This window comes from Streptomyces sp. NPDC031121 (genome assembly GCF_055570615.1).
Genome location: NZ_JBVIGV010000021.1, coordinates 65,802 through 87,936 on the forward strand (window position 1 = coordinate 65,802; position 22,135 = coordinate 87,936).

At 76.7% G+C, this 22,135-nt stretch carries 21 protein-coding genes; 9 read left to right on the forward strand and 12 right to left on the reverse strand.

The window, feature by feature from the left end; translation table 11 throughout:
* Positions 1–162: 162 nt before the first annotated feature.
* The gene (locus ACZ462_RS30550; protein WP_467809484.1) at positions 163–1,659 is read left to right on the forward strand and encodes a serine/threonine-protein kinase; all 1,497 of its coding nucleotides are present in this window, start codon (positions 163–165) and stop codon (positions 1,657–1,659) included.
* A 13-nt stretch (positions 1,660–1,672) separates the two neighbouring features.
* Here the strand turns inward: ACZ462_RS30550 and ACZ462_RS30555 are convergent, their stop codons facing one another.
* Positions 1,673–2,623 carry a 5'-nucleotidase gene (locus tag ACZ462_RS30555; RefSeq protein ID WP_467809483.1) on the reverse strand — a complete coding sequence of 317 codons (951 nt, stop codon included), beginning with the start codon at positions 2,621–2,623 and terminating at the stop codon, positions 1,673–1,675.
* 97 nt (positions 2,624–2,720) lie between these two features.
* Between ACZ462_RS30555 and ACZ462_RS30560 the strand changes: the two genes are divergently transcribed.
* Positions 2,721–3,521: an ATP-grasp domain-containing protein gene (locus ACZ462_RS30560; protein ID WP_467809482.1), complete on the forward strand. Its 801-nt coding sequence runs from the start codon at positions 2,721–2,723 to the stop codon at positions 3,519–3,521.
* A gap of 116 nt (positions 3,522–3,637) precedes the next feature.
* Here the strand turns inward: ACZ462_RS30560 and ACZ462_RS30565 are convergent, their stop codons facing one another.
* From ACZ462_RS30565 to ACZ462_RS30580, 4 genes are all read right to left on the reverse strand, one after another.
* Positions 3,638–4,210 (reverse strand): TetR/AcrR family transcriptional regulator, encoded by a 573-nt coding sequence (locus ACZ462_RS30565; protein ID WP_467809481.1) that lies wholly within the window; start codon positions 4,208–4,210, stop codon positions 3,638–3,640.
* Positions 4,211–4,218: 8 nt separating this feature from the next.
* Positions 4,219–4,755, reverse strand: coding sequence for a hypothetical protein (locus ACZ462_RS30570; protein WP_467809479.1), 537 nt, complete (start codon positions 4,753–4,755; stop codon positions 4,219–4,221).
* Between the two features lie 75 nt (positions 4,756–4,830).
* A complete protein-coding gene (locus ACZ462_RS30575; RefSeq protein ID WP_467809478.1) occupies positions 4,831–5,535 on the reverse strand; it encodes a hypothetical protein in 705 nt (234 codons plus the stop codon).
* Between the two features lie 89 nt (positions 5,536–5,624).
* Positions 5,625–6,848, reverse strand: a complete 1,224-nt coding sequence (locus ACZ462_RS30580; RefSeq protein ID WP_467809477.1) for an MFS transporter — start codon at positions 6,846–6,848, stop codon at positions 5,625–5,627.
* Positions 6,849–7,092: 244 nt separating this feature from the next.
* Between ACZ462_RS30580 and ACZ462_RS30585 the strand changes: the two genes are divergently transcribed.
* Entirely contained in the window at positions 7,093–7,386 is a 294-nt protein-coding gene (locus tag ACZ462_RS30585) for a hypothetical protein (RefSeq protein WP_467809476.1), read from the forward strand.
* A 116-nt stretch (positions 7,387–7,502) separates the two neighbouring features.
* Here the strand turns inward: ACZ462_RS30585 and ACZ462_RS30590 are convergent, their stop codons facing one another.
* The 5 genes from ACZ462_RS30590 to ACZ462_RS30610 form a co-directional block, all read right to left on the reverse strand.
* A complete protein-coding gene (locus tag ACZ462_RS30590) occupies positions 7,503–7,739 on the reverse strand; it encodes a hypothetical protein (RefSeq protein ID WP_467809475.1) in 237 nt (78 codons plus the stop codon).
* 94 nt (positions 7,740–7,833) lie between these two features.
* Positions 7,834–8,193, reverse strand: coding sequence for a peptidoglycan-binding domain-containing protein (locus ACZ462_RS30595; RefSeq protein WP_467809473.1), 360 nt, complete (start codon positions 8,191–8,193; stop codon positions 7,834–7,836).
* A gap of 191 nt (positions 8,194–8,384) precedes the next feature.
* Positions 8,385–8,612, reverse strand: a complete 228-nt coding sequence (locus ACZ462_RS30600; protein ID WP_467809472.1) for a helix-turn-helix domain-containing protein — start codon at positions 8,610–8,612, stop codon at positions 8,385–8,387.
* On the reverse strand, positions 8,612–9,109 hold the full coding sequence (locus tag ACZ462_RS30605) for a DUF2975 domain-containing protein (RefSeq protein WP_467809471.1): 498 nt from the start codon (positions 9,107–9,109) through the stop codon (positions 8,612–8,614). The genes ACZ462_RS30600 and ACZ462_RS30605 overlap by 1 nt, the downstream gene beginning before the upstream one ends.
* Positions 9,110–9,178: 69 nt before the next feature.
* Positions 9,179–13,774 carry a hypothetical protein gene (locus tag ACZ462_RS30610; RefSeq protein ID WP_468253227.1) on the reverse strand — a complete coding sequence of 1,532 codons (4,596 nt, stop codon included), beginning with the start codon at positions 13,772–13,774 and terminating at the stop codon, positions 9,179–9,181.
* A gap of 262 nt (positions 13,775–14,036) precedes the next feature.
* On the opposite strand from ACZ462_RS30610, the gene ACZ462_RS30615 reads away from it, so the two are divergent.
* Together ACZ462_RS30615 and ACZ462_RS30620 are read left to right on the forward strand one after the other, a co-directional pair.
* Positions 14,037–14,417 carry a peptidase inhibitor family I36 protein gene (locus ACZ462_RS30615; RefSeq protein WP_467809962.1) on the forward strand — a complete coding sequence of 127 codons (381 nt, stop codon included), beginning with the start codon at positions 14,037–14,039 and terminating at the stop codon, positions 14,415–14,417.
* A gap of 402 nt (positions 14,418–14,819) precedes the next feature.
* Positions 14,820–15,572, forward strand: coding sequence for a class E sortase (locus ACZ462_RS30620; protein ID WP_467809961.1), 753 nt, complete (start codon positions 14,820–14,822; stop codon positions 15,570–15,572).
* A gap of 24 nt (positions 15,573–15,596) precedes the next feature.
* Here the strand turns inward: ACZ462_RS30620 and ACZ462_RS30625 are convergent, their stop codons facing one another.
* Complete coding sequence (locus ACZ462_RS30625; RefSeq protein WP_467809960.1) at positions 15,597–17,321, reverse strand: acyl-CoA dehydrogenase family protein; 1,725 nt, start codon at positions 17,319–17,321, stop codon at positions 15,597–15,599.
* A 135-nt stretch (positions 17,322–17,456) separates the two neighbouring features.
* Entirely contained in the window at positions 17,457–18,023 is a 567-nt protein-coding gene (locus ACZ462_RS30630; protein ID WP_467809959.1) for a PadR family transcriptional regulator, read from the reverse strand.
* Between the two features lie 274 nt (positions 18,024–18,297).
* Here ACZ462_RS30630 and ACZ462_RS30635 point away from each other — a divergent pair, with 274 nt between their 5' ends.
* From ACZ462_RS30635 to ACZ462_RS30650, 4 genes are all read left to right on the forward strand, one after another.
* A complete protein-coding gene (locus tag ACZ462_RS30635) occupies positions 18,298–18,804 on the forward strand; it encodes a hypothetical protein (protein WP_467882752.1) in 507 nt (168 codons plus the stop codon).
* Positions 18,801–20,396: a carboxylesterase/lipase family protein gene (locus ACZ462_RS30640; protein ID WP_467805177.1), complete on the forward strand. Its 1,596-nt coding sequence runs from the start codon at positions 18,801–18,803 to the stop codon at positions 20,394–20,396. The genes ACZ462_RS30635 and ACZ462_RS30640 overlap by 4 nt, the downstream gene beginning before the upstream one ends.
* 149 nt (positions 20,397–20,545) lie before the next feature.
* Positions 20,546–21,769 carry a cytochrome P450 gene (locus tag ACZ462_RS30645; RefSeq protein WP_467805176.1) on the forward strand — a complete coding sequence of 408 codons (1,224 nt, stop codon included), beginning with the start codon at positions 20,546–20,548 and terminating at the stop codon, positions 21,767–21,769.
* 115 nt (positions 21,770–21,884) lie between these two features.
* Positions 21,885–22,040 carry a DUF6131 family protein gene (locus ACZ462_RS30650; RefSeq protein WP_174250394.1) on the forward strand — a complete coding sequence of 52 codons (156 nt, stop codon included), beginning with the start codon at positions 21,885–21,887 and terminating at the stop codon, positions 22,038–22,040.
* Positions 22,041–22,135: the final 95 nt, after the last annotated feature.

Below are 22,135 nucleotides of genomic sequence, written 5' to 3' on the forward strand. Positions count from 1 at the left end.
TTTCCTTGGACCACCAACGCAGATCCCGCCACCGCTGTCACGGCGCGGGCTCGACACCAACTCTACCGCACCGCAGGCGGTGTTCCGCACCGTTCGCGGACGCGGCTCCGGGCCCGCCGCCCTGGTGGCGGCGCGTCCCGCCGCGGCAGCCATACTGGGCGCATGGAACGGATCGGGGGGTACGGCGTCGAGCGCAAGCTCGGCGAGGGCGGCATGGGAACGGTCTACCTGGCGCGTTCCCGCGGAGGCCGGCTGGTGGCCGTGAAGGTGGCCCGGCCGGAGCTCGCCGCGGACCCCGCGTTCCGGGAGCGCTTCCGGGCCGAGGTGGCCGCGGCCCGCCGGGTGGGCGGCTTCCACACCGCGCAGGTGGTGGATGCCGACGTCGACGGCGACCCGCCGTGGCTGGCGACCGCGTACGTGGCCGGGCCCACGCTGGCCGCCCGGCTCGCCGCCGGCGGACCGATGGACGAGGCGGGGCTGCGCACCCTCGCGGCGGCGCTCGCCGAGGCGCTGGAGGCCATCCACGGCTGCGGCCTGGTCCACCGCGACCTGAAGCCGGGGAACATCGTGATGGCCGACGACGGGCCGCGCGTCCTCGACTTCGGCATCGCGCGCGCCCTGGAGTCCACCAGGATGACCGCGACCGGCACGGCCTTCGGCACGCCGGGCTACCTGGCGCCCGAGCAGGCGCTGGGCCACGACGTCACCGGCGCGGCCGACGTGTTCGCGCTCGGGGCGGTCCTGGTCGCGGCGGCGGGCGGCAGCGCGTGGGGCGAGGGCACCCCGATGGGCCTGATGTACCGGTCGGTGCACGAGCCACCGCATCTGGACGCGGTGCCGGGGGGCCTGCGTCCGGTGGTTGCGGCCTGTCTGGCGAAGGACCCGGCCGAGCGGCCGACCCCGTCGGCGCTGCTGGACCTGCTGACGGCGGACGGCTCGGTGGCGCCCGCGGACTCCCCCGCCCCGGGGTGGACGCCGACGGTGAGTGCGCCCGCCACGCCCCCGCCGCCGGCCGTACCGGCTTCCCTCGCGCCGCAGACGCCCCCGCCGTCGGCCGTGCCGGCGCCGTTCGCGCCTCAGACGCCCCCGCCGCTGCCCGCGCAGGCTCCCGCCGCACCCCAGGCCCCGGCGGCGGGCGCACCGGCCACGCCGTACCCGCCGCAGCCGGTGCCGCCCCTCCCCCACGGCATGCCGCCGGTCCCGGCCGCGGCGCCGGCCGTCCCGGGGGCGGCTCCCCTCCGTGCGCCGGAGTTCGTGATCGCCGACCGCAGGAACAGCGTGGTCTGCGACGGTTCGGGTGTCGTCTTCGAAGTGGAGGGCGCGGAGGCGGACTTCGAGTGGGACGAGCTCGCCGGGATCACCTACGGTCCGGGCCCCCGCGGCAGCCACCTCGTCGTGACGGTCCGGCTGCACGACGGCACCACGTACTCCTGCGAGGTCCACAACCGGCGCGCCGCCCGCCTCCAGGAGTGGCTGGTGCAGCTGCACGCCGTCGTCTCCCACTACCTCGCGCCGCGGCTGGGCCCCGCGCCCGCGCCGTACGGGGCCGGCCCGGCCCCGTGGGGCCAGGCGGCCGGCTTCGGCGGCTTCGGCGGCGGCGCCCCGCACTTCGGTCCCGGCCCCGCCGCCCCGGGCGGCTTCGGACCGCCGCCCCGCTGACGCCGGGCGCCGGTCAGGCGTCGGGGAGTTCGTTGGCGGTGCCGAACGGGACGTGGACGCTCGGGGTGCCGGCGGCCGTCCCGCTCAGGTGGGTGACCTGGTCGTCGAAGAAGATGTGCGGGCGCAGGGCGGCGATGACGCCCGACTTGTCGACCCCGCCGAGGAAGAACGCCTCGTTCACCCGCACCCCCCAGTCCTTGAGGCTGCGCACGGCCCGCTCGTGCGTGGGCGCGTTCCGCGCGGTGACCAGGGAGACGTGGACGCGCGGCCGGTAGGCGGGGTCGGCGCGCCGGACGGCTTCCTCGCGCTGCTGGATGCGGTTGACGCCGGCGAGGAAGTTCCGCAGCGGGCCGGGGTCGAGGGGGGTGGCGGCGTTGCGGACCTCGTGGGTGCGGAAGCCGTCGAGGCCGCCGGTGCGGAAGACGCGCTCGGAGCTGTCGTCGGCGAGGACCCCGTCGAAGTCGAACGCGATGCGCAGTTCGGGGTCGTCGGCGGCGTCGGCCCCGTCCCCGCCGGCCGAGGCGAGGACGTGCCCGGCGGGCAGGCCGGCGGCGACCGCGTCGCGGACGTCCTGCCCGTGCGCGGAGAGGAACAGCGACATGTTCAGGGCCGCCATGAAGGGGTGGCCGGGGCGGCCCTGCCGGAAGACGGCCCGGGTGATGGGCAGGCCGTACGCCTGGACGGAGCGCATGACGCGCAGTCCGGTGTCCGGGTCGTTGCGGGAGAGGACGATGACCTCGACGAGCGGGTCCTCGGCGGTGTCGGCCAGGTCGTTGAGGGCGAGGAGGCGGCGGACGAAGGGGAAGGCGACGCCCTTGCCGAGGGTCCGGTCGAGGTGTTCCTCCTGGTGCCTGCGGTAGGCCTCCTCGCCGTCCTGCCGGAAGACCGCGTCGGACTCGGCCAGGTCGAACAGGGCGCTGGAGGCGATCCCGACCACCAGGCGCCGGGACAGGTCGTACTTCATGACGCCCCTTTCGCACGTGCGTGCCAGTCTCTCAGGTGTCGGCGGCGGCGCGAAAACCGCGGGCGGGCGGCGCGGGCGGTCCGTAGGGTCGGCTCCCGTGGACAACCGACCGACCGCTCCCGCCCGGCCCCGCCCGGCCCTCCTGCTGCCGACGCCCCGCACCTCGACCGCGGAGCTCCTCGGCCGGGCCGCGGCGTGGCGCGGCTTCGCCGTCCTCGCGCGCCCGGAGCGGCCGCCCTCGGGGGGTCCGGTGCACTGGTACGGCGGCCCCCGGGCGGCCGACCGGGTCGCCGGGGGGCTGGGCCTCGGGCTGCTGGAGCCTGCGGACGACTGGCTGGCAGGGCTGCCGTACGCGCTGGTGCGGCGGCGGGTCCGGACGGCGACGCTCGCGGAGGCCCGCGCGCTGCCCGGGCCGTGCTTCGTCAAGCCGCCGTCGGCGAAGATCGAGGCGCTGCCTGCGGCGGTGTACGGGGCCGCCGGCGCGGGCGTCGCCCGGCTGCCCGGGCCGGAGGTCCTGGACGGGGCGACGCCCGTGCTGGTCTGCTCCGTCGTGGAGTTCGCAGCCGAGTACCGGCTGTTCGCCCTCGACGGGGAGGTGGCCGCGGGCAGCCGGTACGCGGTGTACGGGCGCCTCGACCCGGAGCCGCTGGACGCGGGGGCCCGCGCGTTCGGCCGGGAGGTGCTGGCGGCCGCGGCGGACGGGCTGCCGAGCGCGGTGTGCGTGGACGTGGGCCGGCTCGCCGACGGGACATGGGCGGTGGTGGAGGCGAACATGCCGTGGTTTGCACACTGCTACGCGGCCGAGCCGGAGCGGGTGCTGGACGTGGTGCTGCGTGCGGCCGGGCCGCTGGAGCGCGTACGCGGCCGGGACGCGCGGTTCCTGCGTGCCGCAGGGTGACTCCGCAGGCCCCCGGGGCGGGAGGGGCGCGGGCCCGACTGCACGCTTGCCCGCCAACCCACGGGGCGGGGGGTGTCATTGGTGTGGTGCCGGCCTGTGTTCCGAAGGTATGCCGGTCAGGGCCGGGGGGCGGTCCACAGGCGGGTGAGGAGGGTGCGCAGGGTTTCGGCGGCGCGGGCGGCGGGGAGGGACGGTCGGGCCAGCGCCCAGGCGTCGGCGGCGTCGAGCAGGGCGCGGGTCGCGGCCGTGAGGAGTTCCCGGTCGGCCAGGGGGTCGATCAGGCCGATGCGCAGGCCGTTCGCGACGAGTTGGGCGGTCCAGCCGCCGTCGCCGCCGGCGCCGCCGGCGGCGGCGAGTACGGCGCGGTCGTCGGGGTGGTCGCGCAGGTGCGCGGAGAGCCTGGCCGTGCCGTCGGTGAGCTGCTCCCAGAACCGCTGTTCGGTGGCGGCGTCCTCCCAGGGGCCGAGGGCGGCCAGGGCGCGGGCGGCGGTGTCTGCGGCGACGGCGGCGAACAGGTCCTCCTTGCCGTCGAAGTAGTGGTACGCCGAGGTCTTGGAGATTCCGGCGTCCGCGATGATCCGGTTGAAGGACGCCGCGTCCTTGCCGTCACGGGCGAAGTGGCTCCGGGCGACGGCGAGGACGGCGGCCCGGGTCTCGGCGGGAAGCCGGTCGAAGCGGGGCAGGGGCATGGTGCACCTCACGGCGTACGGGGTTGCAGGGCGGCGGGGCGGGCGGCGGCGAGGCGGCGGTTCAGGCGGGCGGTCTCCGCCCAGTGCGCGGCCCACAGCAGCAGGGCGGCGACGGCTCCGGCGCGGCCGGTGGTGCCGGGCAGGAGCGAGACGATCTGGAGGGCGCACCAGGCGTGGCCGAGGGCCCTCCAGCGGCGGACGGCGGCGGGCGCGGTGCGGCCGTCGGAGGCGAGGGACGCGGCGACGGCGCGGACGATGAAGAAGTCCTCGGTGAAGTTGCAGGGGATGGCGAACATCCACCACACGGACCGCGGCGCGGCCGCCCGGGCGCGCGGCGGGACGAGGTGCAGGGTGCGCTGCAGGGACCGGCAGTACAGGGCGACCAGCCCGAAGAACACCAGGACGGCGGCTACGGCGCCGGGCGGTCCCGGCGCCGCGACCTCGCCGAGGACGCCGCTGCCCCACTCGGGCGCCCACAGGGGTTGCGTCAGCAGCACGGACACCAGGACCGTGCCGGCGGTCTTCACGACGGCAGTGGCTCTCACACGGGCAAGTGTACTGGCGGTACACCCCACTGGTGCACCCCTACCGGCAATCCCCCGCCGGTCACGGCGCCGCCGTCAGGAGACGGCGTACCACTGGCTGCCCCAGCCGGTGTTGATGGTGCTGGTGGACTGCTGGGTCAGGTCCACCTTCGCGGGCAGCGAGGTCTGCCCCGTCAGGATGGTGCTGTAGCGCAGGTTCGGCGGGGTCAGCCCGGCGTTGACGGAGATGCCCGCGCCGGTGGCCTTGAGGGTGAGCCCGTTGGTGGCCCAGGTGCCGTTGAGCAGCAGGGCGATGAAGTAGGTGCCGGGGGCGGCGGTGAACGGTTTCGCGAGCGGCAGCGGCTTGGCGATCGGGTCGGTCATCAGCTGCGGCGAGATGTCCGCGGTGGCCCCGCGCAGGGTGCCGGAGGCGTCGTAGACGCCGAGGTAGCAGTCGGCCAGCCTGGCCTGCGGGTCGATCCCGGCGAGCCCCAGCCAGATGTTCGACCAGGTGATCTTCTCGTGGAGGACGAGCCGGACCAGGGTGACGCGGCCGCCGACGCCGCCCGTGGCCTGGGCCGTGACGTGGCCCGCGTCGTTCGGGTCGCCGGTCCAGGCGAGCAGGTTCTGGTCCTGCGGCAGGGGTTCCTGCACGGCGCGCGGCCCCGGGGAGGCGGGCGGCGCGGCGGTGGCCGCCGCCGAGGCGGCGGGCCGGTCGTCGTCGGGTGCGGCGGTGCACGCCGTGAGGACGAAGAGCGTGGTGAGCGCGGCGCAGAGGCCGGCGAGGCTACGGGTGTGCATGGTCTCCCCCTGGGTTCGGACGACCGAGTGTACGAACCGTTCGGTCCACGCCGACCACCGTCCCCCTGCGGCTGCTTCGGTCGGTCCGGTCACCCCGTCCGGACGGGCCTGCGCAGCAGGTAGGCGGCGGCAGCCGCGACCAGGGCGCCCATGCAGGCGAGGAACACCAGGCCCGCGCTCTCCAGGCCGAGGGGCCCCGCCATGACGCCGACGCCGACGACGGGGACGGAGATGCCGGCATAGGCCACGACGAACAGCGAGGAGATGACGGCCGCGCGCCGGTCCGGCGGGGAGGCCCCGGCCACCGCCGACAGTGCCCCGCGGAACGACAGGCCCTGCCCGGCCCCGCCGACGAGCGCGCTCAGCACCACCAGGGCGAGGAGGTCCTGCCACAGGGCGGCGGCGAGCAGGGCCAGCCCGGCGAGGAGGGCGGCGCAGCCGAGCGGCAGGGAGCGCCGGACGCCGAGCCGGCCGGCGGCCGACTGCCCGGCGGTGGAGGCGAAGAACGCGAGGGCGACGACCGAGCCGCTGACGGCGCGGTCGTGGACGTCGAGGGACTGGGCCATGAAGGCGGGGCTGACGGACGTGAACACCCCGAACAGGGCGAAGCCGACGAACGCGGCGGTCGCGGCGGGCGCGAACACCGCCCGGACCTGCGCGGGCACGCCGGGCCGCTGCGGCCGCACCGCCGACAGCGGCTGTCGCTCCCGTACGGTCTCCGGCAGGGCCCAGAGCACGGCCGCGGACGCGGCGACCAGGACCAGGTGCACGGCGAACGGCAGGTGCAGCGGCCAGGGCGCGTACTCGGAGAGCAGGCCGGCGAGCAGCGGGCCGCAGCCCAGGCCGCCCATGTTGGCGGCCGTCGCGACGAAGGTGGCGCGGGAGGAGCCGCCCGGCGGGGCCAGTTCCAGGACGTACGCGGTGGCGGCCCCGGTGAACAGGCCGGCGGACAGCCCGGACAGCAGCCGGCCCGCGTACAGCCAGGGCATCGCGGCGGCGCAGAGGAAGCAGACGGCGCTGGCGGCGGCGAGCGCGAGGCCGGTGAGCAGGACGGGCTTCCTGCCGACGGTGTCCGAGGCGTTCCCGGCGAGCAGGAGGACGCCGATGACGCCGACGGCGTACACGGCGAACACGACCGTGGTGATCAGCTCGTCGAAGCCGAACTTCTGCTGGTAGAGGCCGTAGAGCGGGGTGGGCAGGGTAGTGCCGGCCATGCACACGGCGAACACCGCTCCGGCGAGCAGGCACGGCTGCCACCCGTGACCGCCACCGGGGGCGGGGTGGGGGGCGCCGGCCGGGTGGGCATCCGTCACTGCACGGGGCGGGGGCGGTAGGGGCGCATGGCGGCAACCATTGCCGCGGCGGGCCGGGCGTTCACGCAGGCGCACCGGGCCGTCCGCCGCCGGCCATCCTCCCGCCACCCCGCCGGCGGACGCGCCGCGCGGACGGGGGCGGGCGGACGGGGGCGGGCGGCGCTGTCACACGAACGGGCGAAGACGTGACGAATCTCCGGTGTGGGGCGGGCGCCGCGCCCCACGGCCCGGTAGGACCGACCGCATGGTGAAGATCGAAGCGAACTGGCTGAGCCGGGCCTTCCTGTCGCTGCGGCGCGGGGCCTCGCCGGAGGCGCGGGAAGCGGCCCTGGAACTGCGTCCGTACACGGAGCGGCCCGGCCAGCGGGTGCCGGTCCCGGGTCCGACCCTGCTGCGGGCCGGGCTCGCACTGCGGGACGAGGCCCGCAGGGCCGTCGTCCCGCACCGGCGCGACAGCCTGCGCCAGGAGGCCGACATCCTGATCGGCGCCCAGCAGCGCACGGAGCCGCCGCCCCGCGGCGCGGCCCCGGCGGGCTGACCGGCACCAAGGCCTGTGTTGGGTTGCCCCGCGGCGTCGCGACGCCCGGCACCCGCCCTCGGCGCACGAGCCGAACGCCGCTCCTTGCTCCACGGGGCACCCGGTACAGGCCCTAGCTAGTGGAGCGTCCAGGTGTACTTGCCGCCGCCGACCCAGCGGACTGCGTCCGGGTCGTCCAGGTCGTGGATGGTCAGGCCGGCGGACGCGGCGGTCAGGAGGACATCGGTCATGGAGGTGGCCGTGCCGACCACCTCGCCGTCGACCTCGACGATCCGGAACGGCGGGTCGCCCGGCTGCACCCCGAGCACGACGATGCGCGGGGCGGAGATGTGGGGGCTGGTGCTCTCGGTCATACGGGACGGGTTCCACGCGGTACCGCGGGCCAATCGGGGGATGCCGGTCCGTTCACCCGATCTCCCGCGCGGCCCGCGGACCGGCGCGGACCGGTCAGCGCGGGTACGGGTCGTAGCAGTCGGGGACGGGGTCGTAGAGGACGGCCCAGGTCTTGGCGCCGATGACGCCGTCCCGCGGGAGGCCGTGGCAGCCCTGGATCCACTTGATCTTGTCGAGGGTCCTGGCGCCGAAGACGCCGTCGACGGTCAGCTTCGGCACCCCGCCCCAGATGTTGGAGAGGCACTGTGCCTGCTTTACGGACGCCCCCGTGCTGCCCTTCTTCAGGACCGGCCGGTGGCTCGTCGAGGTGTACGTGCACCCTCCGGGCGCGGCGCTCGCGGAGGGTGCACCGGCGCCGAGCAGTGCGGCGGCCAGGGCGGCGGCGGTGAGGAGGGAGGCGCTCCGGCGTTTCATGGCGGTTCCTCTCGGCAGGCCCCAGCCCGGCGGTGGCACTGGGTGACAGGACCGTGACTCTACGGAGGGACGGGCCGCCTGTCGACACCGCAGGGTCGGGCTCCGGCCACCGGGTGCGGGCCGCGGCCCACCGGAAGGTGCACCGTACCCATTGTCGGGGCCGGCCGCCCGCCCGCGACCGGAGACCGACGTCAGCCGTCGGCGGGGCCGCCGTCGCCGGGCTCCCAGCGCAGCAGGTCGCCGGGCTGGCAGTCGAGGGCCTCGCAGAGCGCGGCGAGTGTGGCGAACCGGACGGCCTTGGCGCGCCCGTTCTTGAGGACCGCCAGGTTGGCGGGGGTGATGCCCACGCGCTCGGCGAGCTCGCCGACGGACATCTTCCGTCTGGCCAGCATCACGTCGATGTCGACGGTGATGGGCATCAGATCACCTCGTCCAGTTCGGCCTGCATGCGGGCCGCCTCGACGTCGCGCGCCACGGCCTGCCGGAGCAGCGTCCGCAGGACGAGCACCGTCAGGGCGACGCCGAGGGCGGCGAGGGACACCCCGCAGATGAGCAGGACGATGCCGGGCGGCACGGCCTCCCCGGGCGCGAAGAGGACGGCGAGGGCGAAGACGAGGGCGGCGGCCGCGACGACCGCGCCGATGATGACGTCCACATAGCGGAACGCCGCGTGGGAGAAGACCGTGCCGCGGCGGACCATCGTCAGCAGCCGCCACACGCAGACCAGCACGACCTCCACCGCCGCGACGCCCAGGACCGTGATCACGATGCACGGGACGCGCAGGTGGGAGAGGTCGCCCCCGCCGCCGTCCATGTCGGCCGCCAGCAGGGGCACCATCACGCCCTGGACGAACAGGCAGCCCGCCAGCAGCAGCGCGAGCACGCAGCGCAGCGCGAGCACCATCAGTCTTCCCATCACCACTCCCTCGATCGATTCACGATGGGAATCTATCGAGTTTCGATAGGTGCGGCAAGGGGCTGCCCGTCACGACGCCGTACGGGACGCCTCCCAGGCCCGGGCGAACAGCTCGTGCGGCGGCCGCGGCGCGAGAAGCCTCAGGTAAGGGCTGTGGACCCCCTTGCCGTACACGTGCGCCAGGTGCGGTTCCGTCTTCGCCGTCTCCAGCGGCAGGTGGGGCGCCTTCAGGTCGGTCCACTCCCCCGGGACGAAGGCGGAGCGCCCGGCGCGCGCCCGCGAGCCGGCGACGACCGCGCCGGCCGCCGCGAGCTCGGCCTGGGCCGCCTTGTGCCGGGCGGCCGTCCAGCCGTTCCAGCGGCGGACGTTCTTGTCGGTGGGCCGGGCCAGCGCCAGCAGCTGGAGGTACAGCGCGGCCGCGTCCGGCCCGGTGCCCAGGGTGCGGGCGACCTCCGCGACCAGGTCCGGTGCGCTGAGCGCCGGGTCGTTCTCGCAGCCCCCGGCCGGGACGGGGGTCGCGGCGGCGCGGGCGGCGATGCGGGCCAGGCCGTCGAGTTCGTCCCGCAGTTCCAGGAGGCGGCCGCGCAGGTGGTCCAGGCGCAGGTCCGTGCACAGCCGGGCGGCCCGGTCGACGCGCTCCGGGTCTGCGAGCGCCGCCGTCCGCACGAAGACCTCGCCGGACGGGGCCGCGACGACGAACAGCCCGTCATCGAAGAGCCGCGGCATCGCCGCGCCCTCGTCCAGCGGCTTCGGGCACGGCAGGGGGCCGGCGTACGGGGCGAACCCGGGTGCATCGGCCAGCGCCGGGGCCGGAGGGTAGAGGACGGGCACCAGCGTGCCGGGGGCGTCGAGGACCGCCCGGACCCTGCCGTACAGGCGTAGGGCGCCCGCGGCGGCGGGGTCGCCGACGGGCCGCTCGGTCAGCGCCCACACGATGGCGGTGGCGGCGGCGGTGTGGGCCGCCGCGGTGCCCGACACCCAGTCGCCCGGGGTGCCGTCCTCCCGCGCCAGGTGGACCCGGACCCTGCCCGACGGCTGGACGGCGAGCACGAAACCGCGCTCGCCGAAGGCGCCGGCGGCCCGGCCGGCCGGGAGGGCGCGCGCCCAGCCGCCGCCGAGGCCGGCCTCCGCCTCCAGCGCCTCGGCCAGTTCCTCGTCCGCGTACTCCGCGGCTCCGAGCAGTCCCGCCCACACCTCGGCCATGCGCTGCGCGGCCGCGGTCATCCCGCCGGGCTGCCACAGGTCGGCGGGGTCGTCGGGGACGCCCGCGGCGAGGAGGGCGCGCCTGCCGTCCGGGCCGAGCCGGTGGACGAGGCCGTCGTACTCGCTCACCAGCGGCCCTGTCAGCCGGTACGGCGGTTTGCGGAGCAGGGCGCGGTGGTCGTCGTGCCGCTCGCGGGCGGGCAGCCCGGCCAGCACCAGCAGGCCGATGCTCCGGCGGGCGCCGGTGCGCCGGCAGAACGCCTCGACGGCCTCCGCGGGCACGGCCAGCGGCCCCCGTTCGGCGAGGAGCGCGAGGAGCCGCGGCAGCCGCCGTACGTCGTCGGCGGCTTCGGCGGTGCGGCACTCCTCGGCGCCGTCCGGGGCGGGGTCGGCGGCGGAGTGGAGGAAGGGGACGAGCCCGCCGCGGGGCGCGCCGGAGGCCAGTGTCCCGCCTGCGGCCCGGCAGGCCTCCACGGCTTCTTCGCGGGCGCGGCCGGTGCGCCAGGCCGTGCCCGGCTCGGCGAAGGGCTGCCGGCTCCAGACCTCCAGGAGCGCTGCGAGCGCGGCGCGCTCCTCGGGGTCGGTGGGCGCGACGGCGGCCCGCCAGGCCGCGGCGCCGATGCCGCCGACGAGGACGGCCCATTCGGCGGGCGGCGCGGGCGGGGCGAGGCGCCGGGTCTCGTCGTCGATCTCCCCGCGCAGGTGGCGGCCGTCGGCGGCGACCGCGGTCAGCAGCCCGGGGTGCGCGGCCGGTACGGGCGCCCCGTACCCGCGGATCTCGGGCAGGAGGCCGCGCAGGGCCGGCACGAGGACGGTGTCAGGGACGGGGGAGGGCAGGTCGGCGACGGGCCCGGACCTTATGAGGGCCACGCGGCGGGAGAGTTCCCGGCGGCGGCGCAGCACGTCGGCGGCGAGCCGGGCCGCGCGGGCGACGCCGTCGGCGATGCGCGGCTCGGCGATCCCGGGCAGGGCGGGGGTCGGGTCGCCGCGCAGGGCGGCGTCGAGGAGGGCGCGTACGGCGGCGGCGTCCACGGTCCGCAGGGCCTTGGAGGCGGTCTCGTCGCGCGGGGTGAGGAAGTGCCAGAACGCGGGCGGCGGGACGGGGCCCGCCTCCTCGCCGAGGGTGGGGGCGGTCGTGGCTGCCCGGGAGTCGGAGCCGGGGGCGCCGGGGAAGCCGCGGACCTGCCACAGCAGCGAGTTGTCGGCGGCGGAGTGGCAGCGTACGGCGGTCTCGTCGACCAGGACGGCGTCCTCACCGCCCGCGGGCAGGGCGAGGACGCCCCACGGGCGGCGGCCCCAGGTGCGGGTGCGGTAGCCGGCCCGGCGGCCGTCGGCGGACTCCAGGCGGAACTCGCGGGGCGAGTGGCCGCTCCACGGGACGCGGTGCAGGACGCGGCAGCCGGCGAGCGGCCCGTCCTGTCCGAGCGGGGAGGGCGGCGCTCCCTCGGGGAGCGCCGCCAGGGTCCGCAGGTCCTCGGAGTCCTTCCAGCCGTCGGGGGCCTCGCCGGCGCCGCCGATGCCCGGAGAGGGGCCGTCGCCGCTGCGCCCGCCGGTGTGGGGGTCGACGGGGGCGCGGCGGCGGTCTGCGCGGAAGACGGGCGCGCTCCACAGCCGCTGCCCGTCGCCGAGCATCAGGTCGTGGCCGCCGATGCCCTCGCGGCCGCCGGGGCGCAGGACGCGCTCGCCGTCGTGGCGGCCGGTGCCGTCGGGGGTTGCGAAGTGGTAGCCGAGCCCGCCGTGGATGAAGCCTCCGTACGGGCTCAGCCCGGACCGGTGCTGCGGCGTGAAGACGTCCTCGGGGCGGGAGGCCCAGAAGGCCTGCCCGCCGCGGGCGCTGCGCTCGTCCGTGCTCCAGGCGACGAGGAAGTCGCCGCCGACATGGTGCACGGAGTGGGAGACGGCGTCTCCGGGGACGCGGAAGGTGCAGGAGGCGCGCTCGCCCGCGTGGTCGACGGCGACGGCTCGGGTGGCGCCGTACACGGTGAGCACGGGCCAGGTGCTCGTCACCTGGACGGTTTCGCCGGGCGGGAAGCCGGCCATGGCGGCGTCGAGGGCGGGCCAGCCGAGCTCCTCGGGGAGTCCCGCGTGCAGGGCGCGGGCCAGCGGGCCCGTCAGGTCGATCGCGGCGAGGGCTTCCTCGATGCCGTCGAGGGCGGTGGCGGTCGGGCGGTCGAGGAGGTCCCGCAGCTCGTTCACGGCCTCGTCGGCGGCGGCGAGGCCGCCGCCGCGGAGGGCGTGGAGGAGGCCCTCGATGCGGTGGTGCACCTCGGCGGCGATGCCCGGGTTCTCGGGGAGGCGGGTGATGGCCGTGCCGGCGCCGCGCAGCCCTGAGTGCACGGTGCCCTCCAGCCGCGGGCCGAAGACGGGGTCGGCGGCGAGCGCGGTGAGGTCCCGCCGCGAGCGGTCGCCCCAGAACTCGAGGCGGACGGCGGGACCGGGATCCTCGACGGGGATGCCCGCGGCGAGGCAGGCGTCGAGGAGGTCGGCGTCGAGGCCCGGGTGGCGGTAGCGGTCCTCGTGCAGCCGCACCGGGGTGCCGGCCGTCTTCAGCCGGGGCGCGAACAGGGGGACGAGCTCCAGCAGTTCGGCGGGCACCGGCTGGCGCATGATGCCGCCCCCGGAGACCTTGCGGTGGCCGTAGGCGCGGGCGTACCGGCGCAGCCAGTCGGGGAGCCCGCCCTCGGGCACGGCCCGGCCGGCGGCCGCGGCCGCGGCGGCGCCCGAGTCCCGCAGGAGGCGCAGCCAGGCGGCGGCGTCGCCGCGGGACTCGGGGAACAGGTCGAGGAGCGGGACGTACAGCTCCTCGGCCGGAGGGTTCGCGGCGAGGAGCTTGGCGACGGCGAGGAGCAGCCTGTCGGGGACGGCCCGGCCGCGCGCGGCGGCGACGAGGGGGCCGAGGATCCGGGCGTCCTCGGCGGTGCCCAGCCCGGCGGCGCGCGCCGAGGCGCGCACCCGCGCGGCCAGGTCGGCCGGCAGGTCCGCGGACGCCGCGGGCCAGGCGGTGAGGACCCGTACCCACTCCGCGTGCGCGGCGGCGGGCTCCAGGACTGCCGCCAGCCACGGCTGGTGCCCGCTCAGGTCGGCGGCGGCCAGGGCCCCGTGGCGGGCGTGGAGCAGTACGTTGGCGCGGTGCCGGTCCGGGTCCGCGGGCAGCCGGTGCGCGTGCTCCGCCTTGCGGGCGAGCGTGTGGGCACGGGCGGCGCTGCGCGGGTGGACGCGGATCAGCCGGTGCGCCACCGTCTCCCAGAACCAGGGCAGATGGGGCGGGGGCAGCCTGCGGGCCTGCCACCGCATCGCGTCGAGGAAGGCTCCGGGCTTCGCGTACGCCGCCCGGGCGCCGGCGCACAGGGTCTCGAACAGGGCGCCGGCGGCAGGCTCGGCGCCGGGGTCGTGCGCCCTTGCCCAGTCCGGGTAGACCTGTGACGTGCTCGGATCGGACGGCAGCGGAATCGGGAGGCTCATACGGCGATCCTGCCAGCCGGCGCCGACAGGGCCCCCGGGTGGTGGGCGCGCCCGGCGGTGCGCCGGGAGTGCGCCCTGGTGTGCGGAGGGGTGCGCGGTGTGCGCAGGAGCTGTGCGCATGTGCGCCGCCGACGTTGGAGTGACGCCGCGTATCCACCGGCAACGCAGCGCGATCGACGCGGCGGTACGTTGATCCTGCCCCGGCGCGCCGCTCCGGCGGAGGCGCGGGCACTCCCCCACCCCTCTCCCCCTGGAGCGTCTGATGCTGCGCCGTGCCGCCCTCTTCGCTGCGACCGCCCTCGCCGTCCTCCTGCCCTCCGCGCCCGCCACGGCCGCCCCGGCGGCACCGGCCGCACACGTGACGACCTTCGAGGGCTCCAACTGCCCGCAGGGCAGCCTCTGCCTGTACCGCGACTACGAGTTCACGGGCGGCGGCATCGCCCTGCGCGCCGGAGACGCCGCCCCCTGGCTCGGCGACCTCGGGTTCAACGACCTGATGTCGTCGTGGTCCAACGACAGCGGAGTGGTGTGCCGCTGGACCTCCGACTCGTACGGGAACGGCGACACCCACGTCATGTACGACGGCTACCGCGTCAACGTCCTGCCCCGGGAGAACGACACCGCCTCCGCCGTGTACTGCTGACCGGGCGGAACAAGTTCGTCGCCGCGGTGGTCCACCCCGAGCGGTGGAACGCGGGCAGTCTGCGGGCCTGGCCCGAGTGCCCCTTCGACACCCGGTACGACGGCCTGTCCGCCTTCGCCCTCCGCCCCCGGGCCGGCGAGCCGGGACGCGGACGACGCCGCCCGGACGGGCCCCGCGGCGCGCCGGCCGCCCCCGCCCGGAGCGCCTGGCGGACCGCCTCACCCGCTGACGCCCGACCGCCCGCCGCGGGAGGCGGGCGGCGGGCGGCGGGCGGCGGGCGGCGGGCGGGCCAGGTCACAGGGGGTGGGGCTTATGTTCCGGGTGCTCCCTATGCCACCCTGGCGGGCGAACCGGGCCAGCCCCACCCCGTACGGCCCGGCGGATCCCCCCTCGGACGAGCCCATGACCATGATCTTCGCCCCCCGTGCGGCAGCCGCCCTGGTCGCCGGTGCCGCCACCGCGGTGCTCGCGGCCTGCAGCCCGGACGCGGCGGCCCGCCCTGCCGTGTCCCCCGCCGGGGCCGGGACCGCCGCGGCGGCTTCCGCCCCTGCCGCCTCCGGCTCGGCCGCGGCCGAGCCGTCGCCGTCGCCGCCGCCGTCGACGCCGCCGTCCGTGCCGGTCGCCGTGCCGAAGGAGGCCTCCGTTCTGGACATCCCGTCCGTCGGGATATCCGGGCTGCGGGTGGTCCCGTACGAGGGGACCACCGACGACGCCCCCGGCACCCGCATCCAGGACCGCGGAGTGGCCGCGAGCCCGTACGGCGAGCGGGGCGGGGTCGGGCCCGGACAGGTGGGGAACTTCCTCGTGACCGCGCACCGGCTGTCCGCCGGCGGACCGCTGCGCGCCCTGCCCGCCGTGAAGCCGGGCGCCGAGGTGCACGTGACCCTGGACGGCGTCAGGTACACGTACGAGATCACCGCGACGCGCAGCACGTCGTTCCGGTCCGAGCGGTCGCTGGCCGAGCAGCGCGCGGCGGTCCCGGGCGCGCCCGGCAAGGCGCCCACCCAGGCGGTGATCACGATCTCGACGTGCGCGACGCCGGAGGACGACGCCGCGGGCAACTTCTGGCGCGACCCCCTCGGCAACCCGGAGCACCGCATCGACAAGGTCGGCGTGCTCCGCCGCACCGCCCCGGCGGACGCGCCCGCCGCATAGGGCGGGCGCGTCGGCGGAAGGCTGCTACGGGGCCATCTCGTACGTACCGGACAGCGCCTCGACGCGCTCCCACACGCGGGCCGAGCGCTCCGCGTCGACGACCGGGCGGCGGACCGCGGCGAGAGCCCAGGCCTGCTGCGCCCCGGTCGCCGAGTCCTTGCCGTGGAGTTCGACGGCGTGGCCGGAGAAGTCGCGGACCAGGACGGAGAACAGCTCGTCGAGGACGGATTCGTCGAGCCCGGTCAGGCGCGCCTGCTCCAGGATCAGCTGGGCGTGCACGACGAGCGCGAACAGCTGGCCCACGGAGAGCAGGAAGTCGAGGTCGCGGCTCTGCTGCTCGTCGGGGGCGATGGTGGCGACGAACTCGCAGAGGGCGTCGGCCTGTTCGCGGAAGCGGGCGACGTTCGGCAGCTCGGCGTACGCGTCGAAGGCGGGCCGCCAGTCGTGGAAGCGGACGGAGCCGAGGCCGCGGGCGGGGCCCTGCCGGAACAGGAAGTCGTCGTCGGCCGCGTCGAGGCGGCTCGGCACGGCCGGGTAGTCGACCGGCTCCAGGAGGTGGTTGCGCATGAACTTGAGGATCAGCGCGAGGTTGACGTGGACCGTGCCCTCCAGCTTCGGCAGGCTGCGGATCTCCACGGCGGCCTGCGCGAAGTAGTTGTCCTTCTCGAAGCCCTTGGCGGCGATGACGTCCCACATCAGGTCGACGACCTTCTCGCCCTCGGTGGTCACCTTCATCTTCGTCATCGGGTTGAAGAGGAGGTAGCGGCGGTCGTCGGGGCCGGCCGAGCGGAAGTAGTCGACGGCGCGGTCGCTGAACAGCTTCATCCCGACGAGGCGCACGTACGCGTCGGCCAGCTCGCGCCGCACGTGCGGGAACGCGGTGACGGGGCGGCCGTACAGGATGCGGTTGTGGGCGTGGGTGACGGCCTCGTACATCGCGTGCTCGCAGATGCCGATGGAGGCGGTGCAGAGGTTGAACTTGCCGACGTTGACCGTGTTGAGGGCGGCGTCGAAGGCGGCACGGCCGGTGTGCAGGACGTCCTCGGCGGCCACCGGGTAGTCCTCCAGGCGGAACTCGCTGACGTACTTGGAGGAGTCGACGACGTTCTTGACCAGGTGGTAGGCGGGGTGGCGGCTGTCGGCGGCGAAGAAGACGTACGCGTCCGGGCCCTCCATGTCGGTGCGGCGGCCGAAGACGGAGACGAGTCCGGCGGCGTTGCCGTTGCCGATGTAGTACTTGGAGCCGGTGGCGCGGAAGCCGCCGCTGCCGTCGGGCTCCAGCAGCATGTCGGTGGAGTAGATGTCCGCGCCGTGCGTCTTCTCGGAGAGCCCGAAGGCGAACACCTCTCCCTGCGCGAGAAGTTCGGCGGCGCGGGCGCGGGCGGCGGCGTTGCCGCTCTGCCAGACCGGGCCGAGGCCGAGGATGGTGACCTGCCAGGCGTACCAGTAGTCGAGCCCGTAGAAGCCGAAGATCTCGTTCAGGGCAGCGATACGGGCGGTGTCCCAGCGCTTGTCCGGCTCGTCCGCGCCGGCGGCCGAGGCCGGGGTGAGGAAGGTGGCGAAGAGGCCCTCCTTCGCGGCGAACGCGAGGAAGTCGGCCAGCCAGGCGCGGTCGCGGTAGTCCTCGATCAGCTTGCGCTTGCCTCGGGCCTCGAACCAGTCGACCGTGGCGCGCAGCAGCCTGCGGGTCTCGGGGTCGAAGTGCGCCGGGTCGTAGGTGTGCGGGTGGAACAGCAGCGGGTCGGCCATGGAGGGTCACCTTCCGAGGGGTCGTGGGTCGAAGGCCGGAGGCCTGGGGCGATTGCGGTGTCGGGGGCCGTTCGGCGGGCGGGCCGGGACCGGCGGCCGGGGCCCGGGGAGGTGCCGCCGGGGCGTGCGGGCCGCTCAGCCGGCGGGCGGGGCGGCGGCGAGCCGGTGGAGCGTGGCGAGGACGTCGTCGAGCCAGGCGATCGTCATCCGCTCGTACGCGATTCCGCCGCGCAGGACGACGTGCTGGAGCTCCTGCCCGGCGTCGAGCGGGGTCGGCGCGTCCGGCCCGGTGAAGTCGCGCAGTTCGCCGGCGAGGTAGTGCGCGAGCCGGTCGCCGTGCACGGCGCGGTGGCGTTCGACCTCGCGGATCAGCGCGGCCGGGTCGTCGAAGGCGGCGCCGCGGATCTTGACGGCGAGGTCGTGGCGCAGGCTCTCCGGCTCGATGGGCTCGTGCAGCCACGCGGAGAGCAGGGTGCGGCCCGGCGCGGCGACGGAGTACTCCTTCTTGTCGGGCCGGCCCTGCTGGGGCACCTCGCGCACGGCGAGCATGCCGTCGGCCTCCATGCGCTTGAGGACGCGGTAGATCTGCTGGTGCGTGGCCGTCCAGAAGTACCCGATGGACCGCTCGAACCGGCGGGCCAGCTCGTAGCCGGAGCCGGGCTTCTCCAGGAGGGAGACGAGGATCGCGTGTTCGAGCGCCATGCCGCCGATCTTTCTATGCAACGAGTTGCATAGGCAAGTCCCGCCCGGTGAGACGCGCCTCACGCACCCGTCACGCACCGGCGCGGGCGGCTGCGGTACAGGCGGCGTTGCCGGGGCGCGGGCGCGCCGGCCAGGGCCGGGCCGGCTGCGGGTGCGGGGGGACGGGGGATGGGGGAAGCTGGCGGTGGTGTGGGATCGCCGTTCCGCCCGCGTCGCGGACCGCGCGCCGGACACCGCGGCGCGGCGTGGAGCGGCCGAGGGCAAGGAGGGGCCCGTGGTCACAGCCGGAGTCCGCCGACATGCAGCCGCCGTCGCAGCCCGGGCCCGCAGGGCCGCGGTGGCCGGTGCGGCCGTGGCGCTCGCCGCGGCCACCGCTTTCCCCGCCGCGGCGGCCGCACCGGCCACCGCGCCGGCCCGCGCGCCGCAGCCTGCGCCGACACCGCCGCCCGCCGTGGTCGTCGACTGCTTCGGGAAGCCCCAGGTGCGGCCCGAGGACTACCTGCTCGCGTGCGGCGACGGCAACAACCGGCTCGTCGGCCTGCGCTGGACCGACTGGGGCGCGAAGACCGCCACGGCCACCGGGACCGACATGGTCAACGACTGCCGGCCCTACTGCGCCGCCGGCCGCTTCCGGCCCTACCCCGTGAAGGTCACGCTCAGCGCCCCCGAGCCCTGGCCGGACCGCCCCGGCACCGCCCGCTTCACCCAGATCCGGCTGACGTTCCCCGAGGCCGTGCCGGCGCCGATGCCCCAGGACGTCACGTACAAGCTGGTCTATTGAGGCCGGCCCGCTGCGCCGCCGCGCTGGCGGCGCTCGCGCTGCTCGGGCCCGCCCCCGCCGGGGGCGCCGCCCCGGGGCCCGTCGTCCGCACCGACACGGGCGCCGTGCGCGGTGCCGCCGAGGGCGGGCTGCGGCTGTTCCGTGCGATCCCGTACGCCGCGCCGCCCGTGGGCGGGCACCGCTGGGCGCCACCCCGGCCCGCGGCCCCGTGGCAGGGGGTCCGCGACGCCACCCAGCCGGGGCCGCTGTGCCCGCAGGTGCCGAACCCGTACGCCCGGATCGCCAGCGTCCGGGAGGACTGCCTGGTCCTGAACGTCACCGCCCCGGCCGGCGGGGCGCGCCGGCCCGTCCTGGTGTGGGTCCACGGCGACGGCGCGGTCGGCGGCGGGCGGTTCTTCGACGGCCGCCGCCTCGCCGAGCGCGGCCTGGTCGTCGTGACCGTCAACTACCGGCTCGGCGTCTTCGGCGGGTTCGCGCACCCCGGGCTGCCCGGCTCGGGCACGTTCGGGCTTCAGGACCAGCAGGAGGCGCTGCGCTGGGTGCGGCGCAACGCCGCCGCGTTCGGCGGCGACCCGGGGCGGGTGACGGTCGCCGGGTCGTCGTTCGGCGCCGCCGCCATCACCGGCCACCTGGCCTCGCCGGGGTCGCGCGGGCTGTTCCGGCACGCCGTGCTGTCCAGCGGCGAGGGCATGATGGACATGCCCGCCGCGACCATGGGCGAGGGCGTACCCGCGTACCCCTGGTACGTGTGGCGCCCCGTGCGGGAGATGGAGGAGGCCGGGCGGCGGACGGCGGCCGCCCTGGGCTGCGGGCTGCCCGACGCCGCGCGGGCGCTGCGGTGCCTGCGGGCGGTGCCGGTCGGGCGGGTGCTGGGCGTGCCGTACGTGATGAACGCCTTCCAGGCGTTCGCGTACGGCGGCGAGGTGCTGCCGGAGCTGCCGCCGCGGGCGCTCGCCGCGGGCCGCTTCGCGCGCGTCCCCGTCCTGTCGGGGGCGACCCGGGACGAGCACCGGCTGTTCGCCGGGCTGATGTACGACGCGGCGGGGACGCCGCTCACCGGGGAGCGGTACGCGGCGCTGCTGCGGACGGCGTTCGGGGCCGCGCGGGCGCCCGCCGTCCGCGCCGAGTACCCCGACGGCGGCCGGGTGCCGCCCGCGCACGCGTGGGCGGCGGCGGTGACGGACCGGATGTGGGCGCGGGGCACGTACGCCCAGCACCTCGCGCTGGCCCGGCATGTGCGGACGTACGCCTACGAGTTCGCGGACCGGGACGCCCCCTGGTACCTGCCGGCGGCCGCGCCGTTCGACTTCGGCGCCTACCACTCGGGCGACGCGCCTTACCTGTTCGAGGAGGCCGAGGCCCGGCGGCGGTTCACGCCGGCCCAGGCGCGGCTCGCGGACGCGATGGCCGACTACTGGGCGGCCTTCGCACGGGACGGCACACCGGCGGCGCAGGGGCTCCCCCGGTGGCCGGCGTTCGAGGCCGGAGCGCGCGTGCCGCACACGCAGTCGCTGGCGCCGGGGCGGATCGGGCCGGTCGACTACGCGCGGGAGCACCGGCTGGCGTTCTGGGAGCGGTTGGAGCGGCCGTAGGGCCCTGCCGTCGGACGCGCCGGGCGCGCGGACGCGGTCTTCCCGGCGGACGGTCGGCCCGGCAGGATGCCCGCTGCACGGGACGGCCCGCGGCGGCTGCCGCGGGCACCGCCCGACCCGATCCGACCGACCAGATCCGGAGGCCTCCTGTGGCATGGCACGACCAGGCGAGCCGGGACGAGCTGTACCGGGACCCGTACGAGCTGTACGCCCGCGCCCGCCGGGCCGAAGGGCTGACGTACGTGCCGGAGTTCGAGGCGTGGCTCGTCGCCCGCGACCAGGACATACGGGAGGTGCTGCGGCGCGCCGACGTCTTCTCCTCCGCCAACGCCCTGCTCCCGGACATCGGCCCGGCCGGGCCCGCGTCGGCCGTCCTCGCCGGCGGGTTCGCGCCGCGGCCGACCGTGGTCTCCTCCGACGGCGCGGCCCACCGCCGGCACCGGGCCCCGCTGAACCGCGGCCTGGCCGCCGGCCGGGTCGCCGCGCTGGCGCCGTACACCCGGGAGTGCGCGCGGGGCCTCGTCGACGCGTTCGCCGCCGACGGGTCCGCCGAGCTGGTGGAGGCGTACGCCCGCCGGCTGCCCGGGATGGTGGCGGGCCGGCTGATCGGGCTGGACCCGGCGGACGTGCCCGCGGCGGTCCGCGGCGGGTACCGGGCGGAGGAGCTGCTGTTCCGGCCGCTGCCGCCGGACGGGCAGGCGGCCGCCGCGCGGGACGTCGTCGCCCTCCAGCACCTGCTGGACCGCTGTATCCGCGAGCACCGGGCCGAGCCGCGGGAGGACCTGTGCTCGGACATGGTCGCCGCGCTGGCGCCCGGCCGCGGCGAGCTGACCCCCGACCAGCGCCACGAGCTGGTGGCGAACCTGCAGAACCTGCTGATCGCCGGGTTCCTCACGACCTCCGCCCTCATCGCCACGACCCTGCTCCACCTGCTCTCCCACCCGCGGCAGTGGCGCATGCTGTGCGCCGATCCGGGCCTGATCCCCGCCGCGGTGGAGGAGGGCGCCCGCTTCGACACCGCCCTGCAGGCGTTACGGCGGCGTACGACCCGCCCCGTGGTCCTCGCCGGCACGCCCCTGCCGGCGGGGGCCTGCCTCCTCGTGGCGTTCGGGTCGGGGAACCGCGACGAGCGGCGGTATGCGCGCCCGGACGCGTTCGACATCCGGCGCCCCGAGAACCGGCCCCACCTCGCGTACGGGCACGGCCCCCACGCCTGCCCCGGGGCGCGGCTGGCCCGTACGCAACTGCGCATCACCCTGGAGGTGTTCACGCGGGCGCTGCCCGGGCTGCGGCTGGACGGGGACCGGCCGCCGCCGAGGATGCGGCCGACGCTGATCGACCGCTCGCCGGAGGCGCTGTACGCGGCCTGGTGAGCGGGGTGGGCCGGCGGCCGGGGCCTTGCGAAACTCGCGGGCCGCGGCACGCATGGCTCGCCGTACGGGGGTATACGCAGAGCGTCCCCCCAGGCAGAGGGTGCAGGAGGTTGTCGTGATAGCGCTCGGAGTGATTCTGCTGATCCTCGGATTCGTGTTCGGGATCTCGATCCTGTGGACGATCGGCCTGATCCTGTTGGTCGTGGGCCTGGTGTTGTGGCTTCTCGGAGCGGCCGGACACGCGGTGGGCGGTCGCAAACACTATTGGTGAGGGGCGGGGGGGGGGGGGGGGGGGGGGGGGGGGGGGGGGGGGGGGGGGGGGGGGGGGGGGGGGGGGGGGGGGGGGGGGGGGGGGGGGGGGGGGGG

Bases quoted from the DNA above. Each gene is read 5' to 3' on its own strand.
- ACZ462_RS30550 (WP_467809484.1), top strand. From the start codon at position 163: ATGGAACGGATCGGGGGGTACGGCGTCGAGCGCAAGCTCGGCGAGGGC.
- ACZ462_RS30555 (WP_467809483.1), bottom strand. From the start codon at position 2,623: ATGAAGTACGACCTGTCCCGGCGCCTGGTGGTCGGGATCGCCTCCAGC.
- ACZ462_RS30565 (WP_467809481.1), bottom strand. From the start codon at position 4,210: ATGCCCCTGCCCCGCTTCGACCGGCTTCCCGCCGAGACCCGGGCCGCC.
- ACZ462_RS30575 (WP_467809478.1), bottom strand. From the start codon at position 5,535: ATGCACACCCGTAGCCTCGCCGGCCTCTGCGCCGCGCTCACCACGCTC.
- ACZ462_RS30585 (WP_467809476.1), top strand. From the start codon at position 7,093: ATGGTGAAGATCGAAGCGAACTGGCTGAGCCGGGCCTTCCTGTCGCTG.
- ACZ462_RS30590 (WP_467809475.1), bottom strand. From the start codon at position 7,739: ATGACCGAGAGCACCAGCCCCCACATCTCCGCCCCGCGCATCGTCGTG.
- ACZ462_RS30595 (WP_467809473.1), bottom strand. From the start codon at position 8,193: ATGAAACGCCGGAGCGCCTCCCTCCTCACCGCCGCCGCCCTGGCCGCC.
- ACZ462_RS30600 (WP_467809472.1), bottom strand. From the start codon at position 8,612: ATGCCCATCACCGTCGACATCGACGTGATGCTGGCCAGACGGAAGATG.
- ACZ462_RS30605 (WP_467809471.1), bottom strand. From the start codon at position 9,109: ATGGGAAGACTGATGGTGCTCGCGCTGCGCTGCGTGCTCGCGCTGCTG.
- ACZ462_RS30610 (WP_468253227.1), bottom strand. From the start codon at position 13,774: ATGAGCCTCCCGATTCCGCTGCCGTCCGATCCGAGCACGTCACAGGTC.
- ACZ462_RS30615 (WP_467809962.1), top strand. From the start codon at position 14,037: ATGCTGCGCCGTGCCGCCCTCTTCGCTGCGACCGCCCTCGCCGTCCTC.
- ACZ462_RS30620 (WP_467809961.1), top strand. From the start codon at position 14,820: ATGACCATGATCTTCGCCCCCCGTGCGGCAGCCGCCCTGGTCGCCGGT.
- ACZ462_RS30625 (WP_467809960.1), bottom strand. From the start codon at position 17,321: ATGGCCGACCCGCTGCTGTTCCACCCGCACACCTACGACCCGGCGCAC.
- ACZ462_RS30630 (WP_467809959.1), bottom strand. From the start codon at position 18,023: ATGGCGCTCGAACACGCGATCCTCGTCTCCCTCCTGGAGAAGCCCGGC.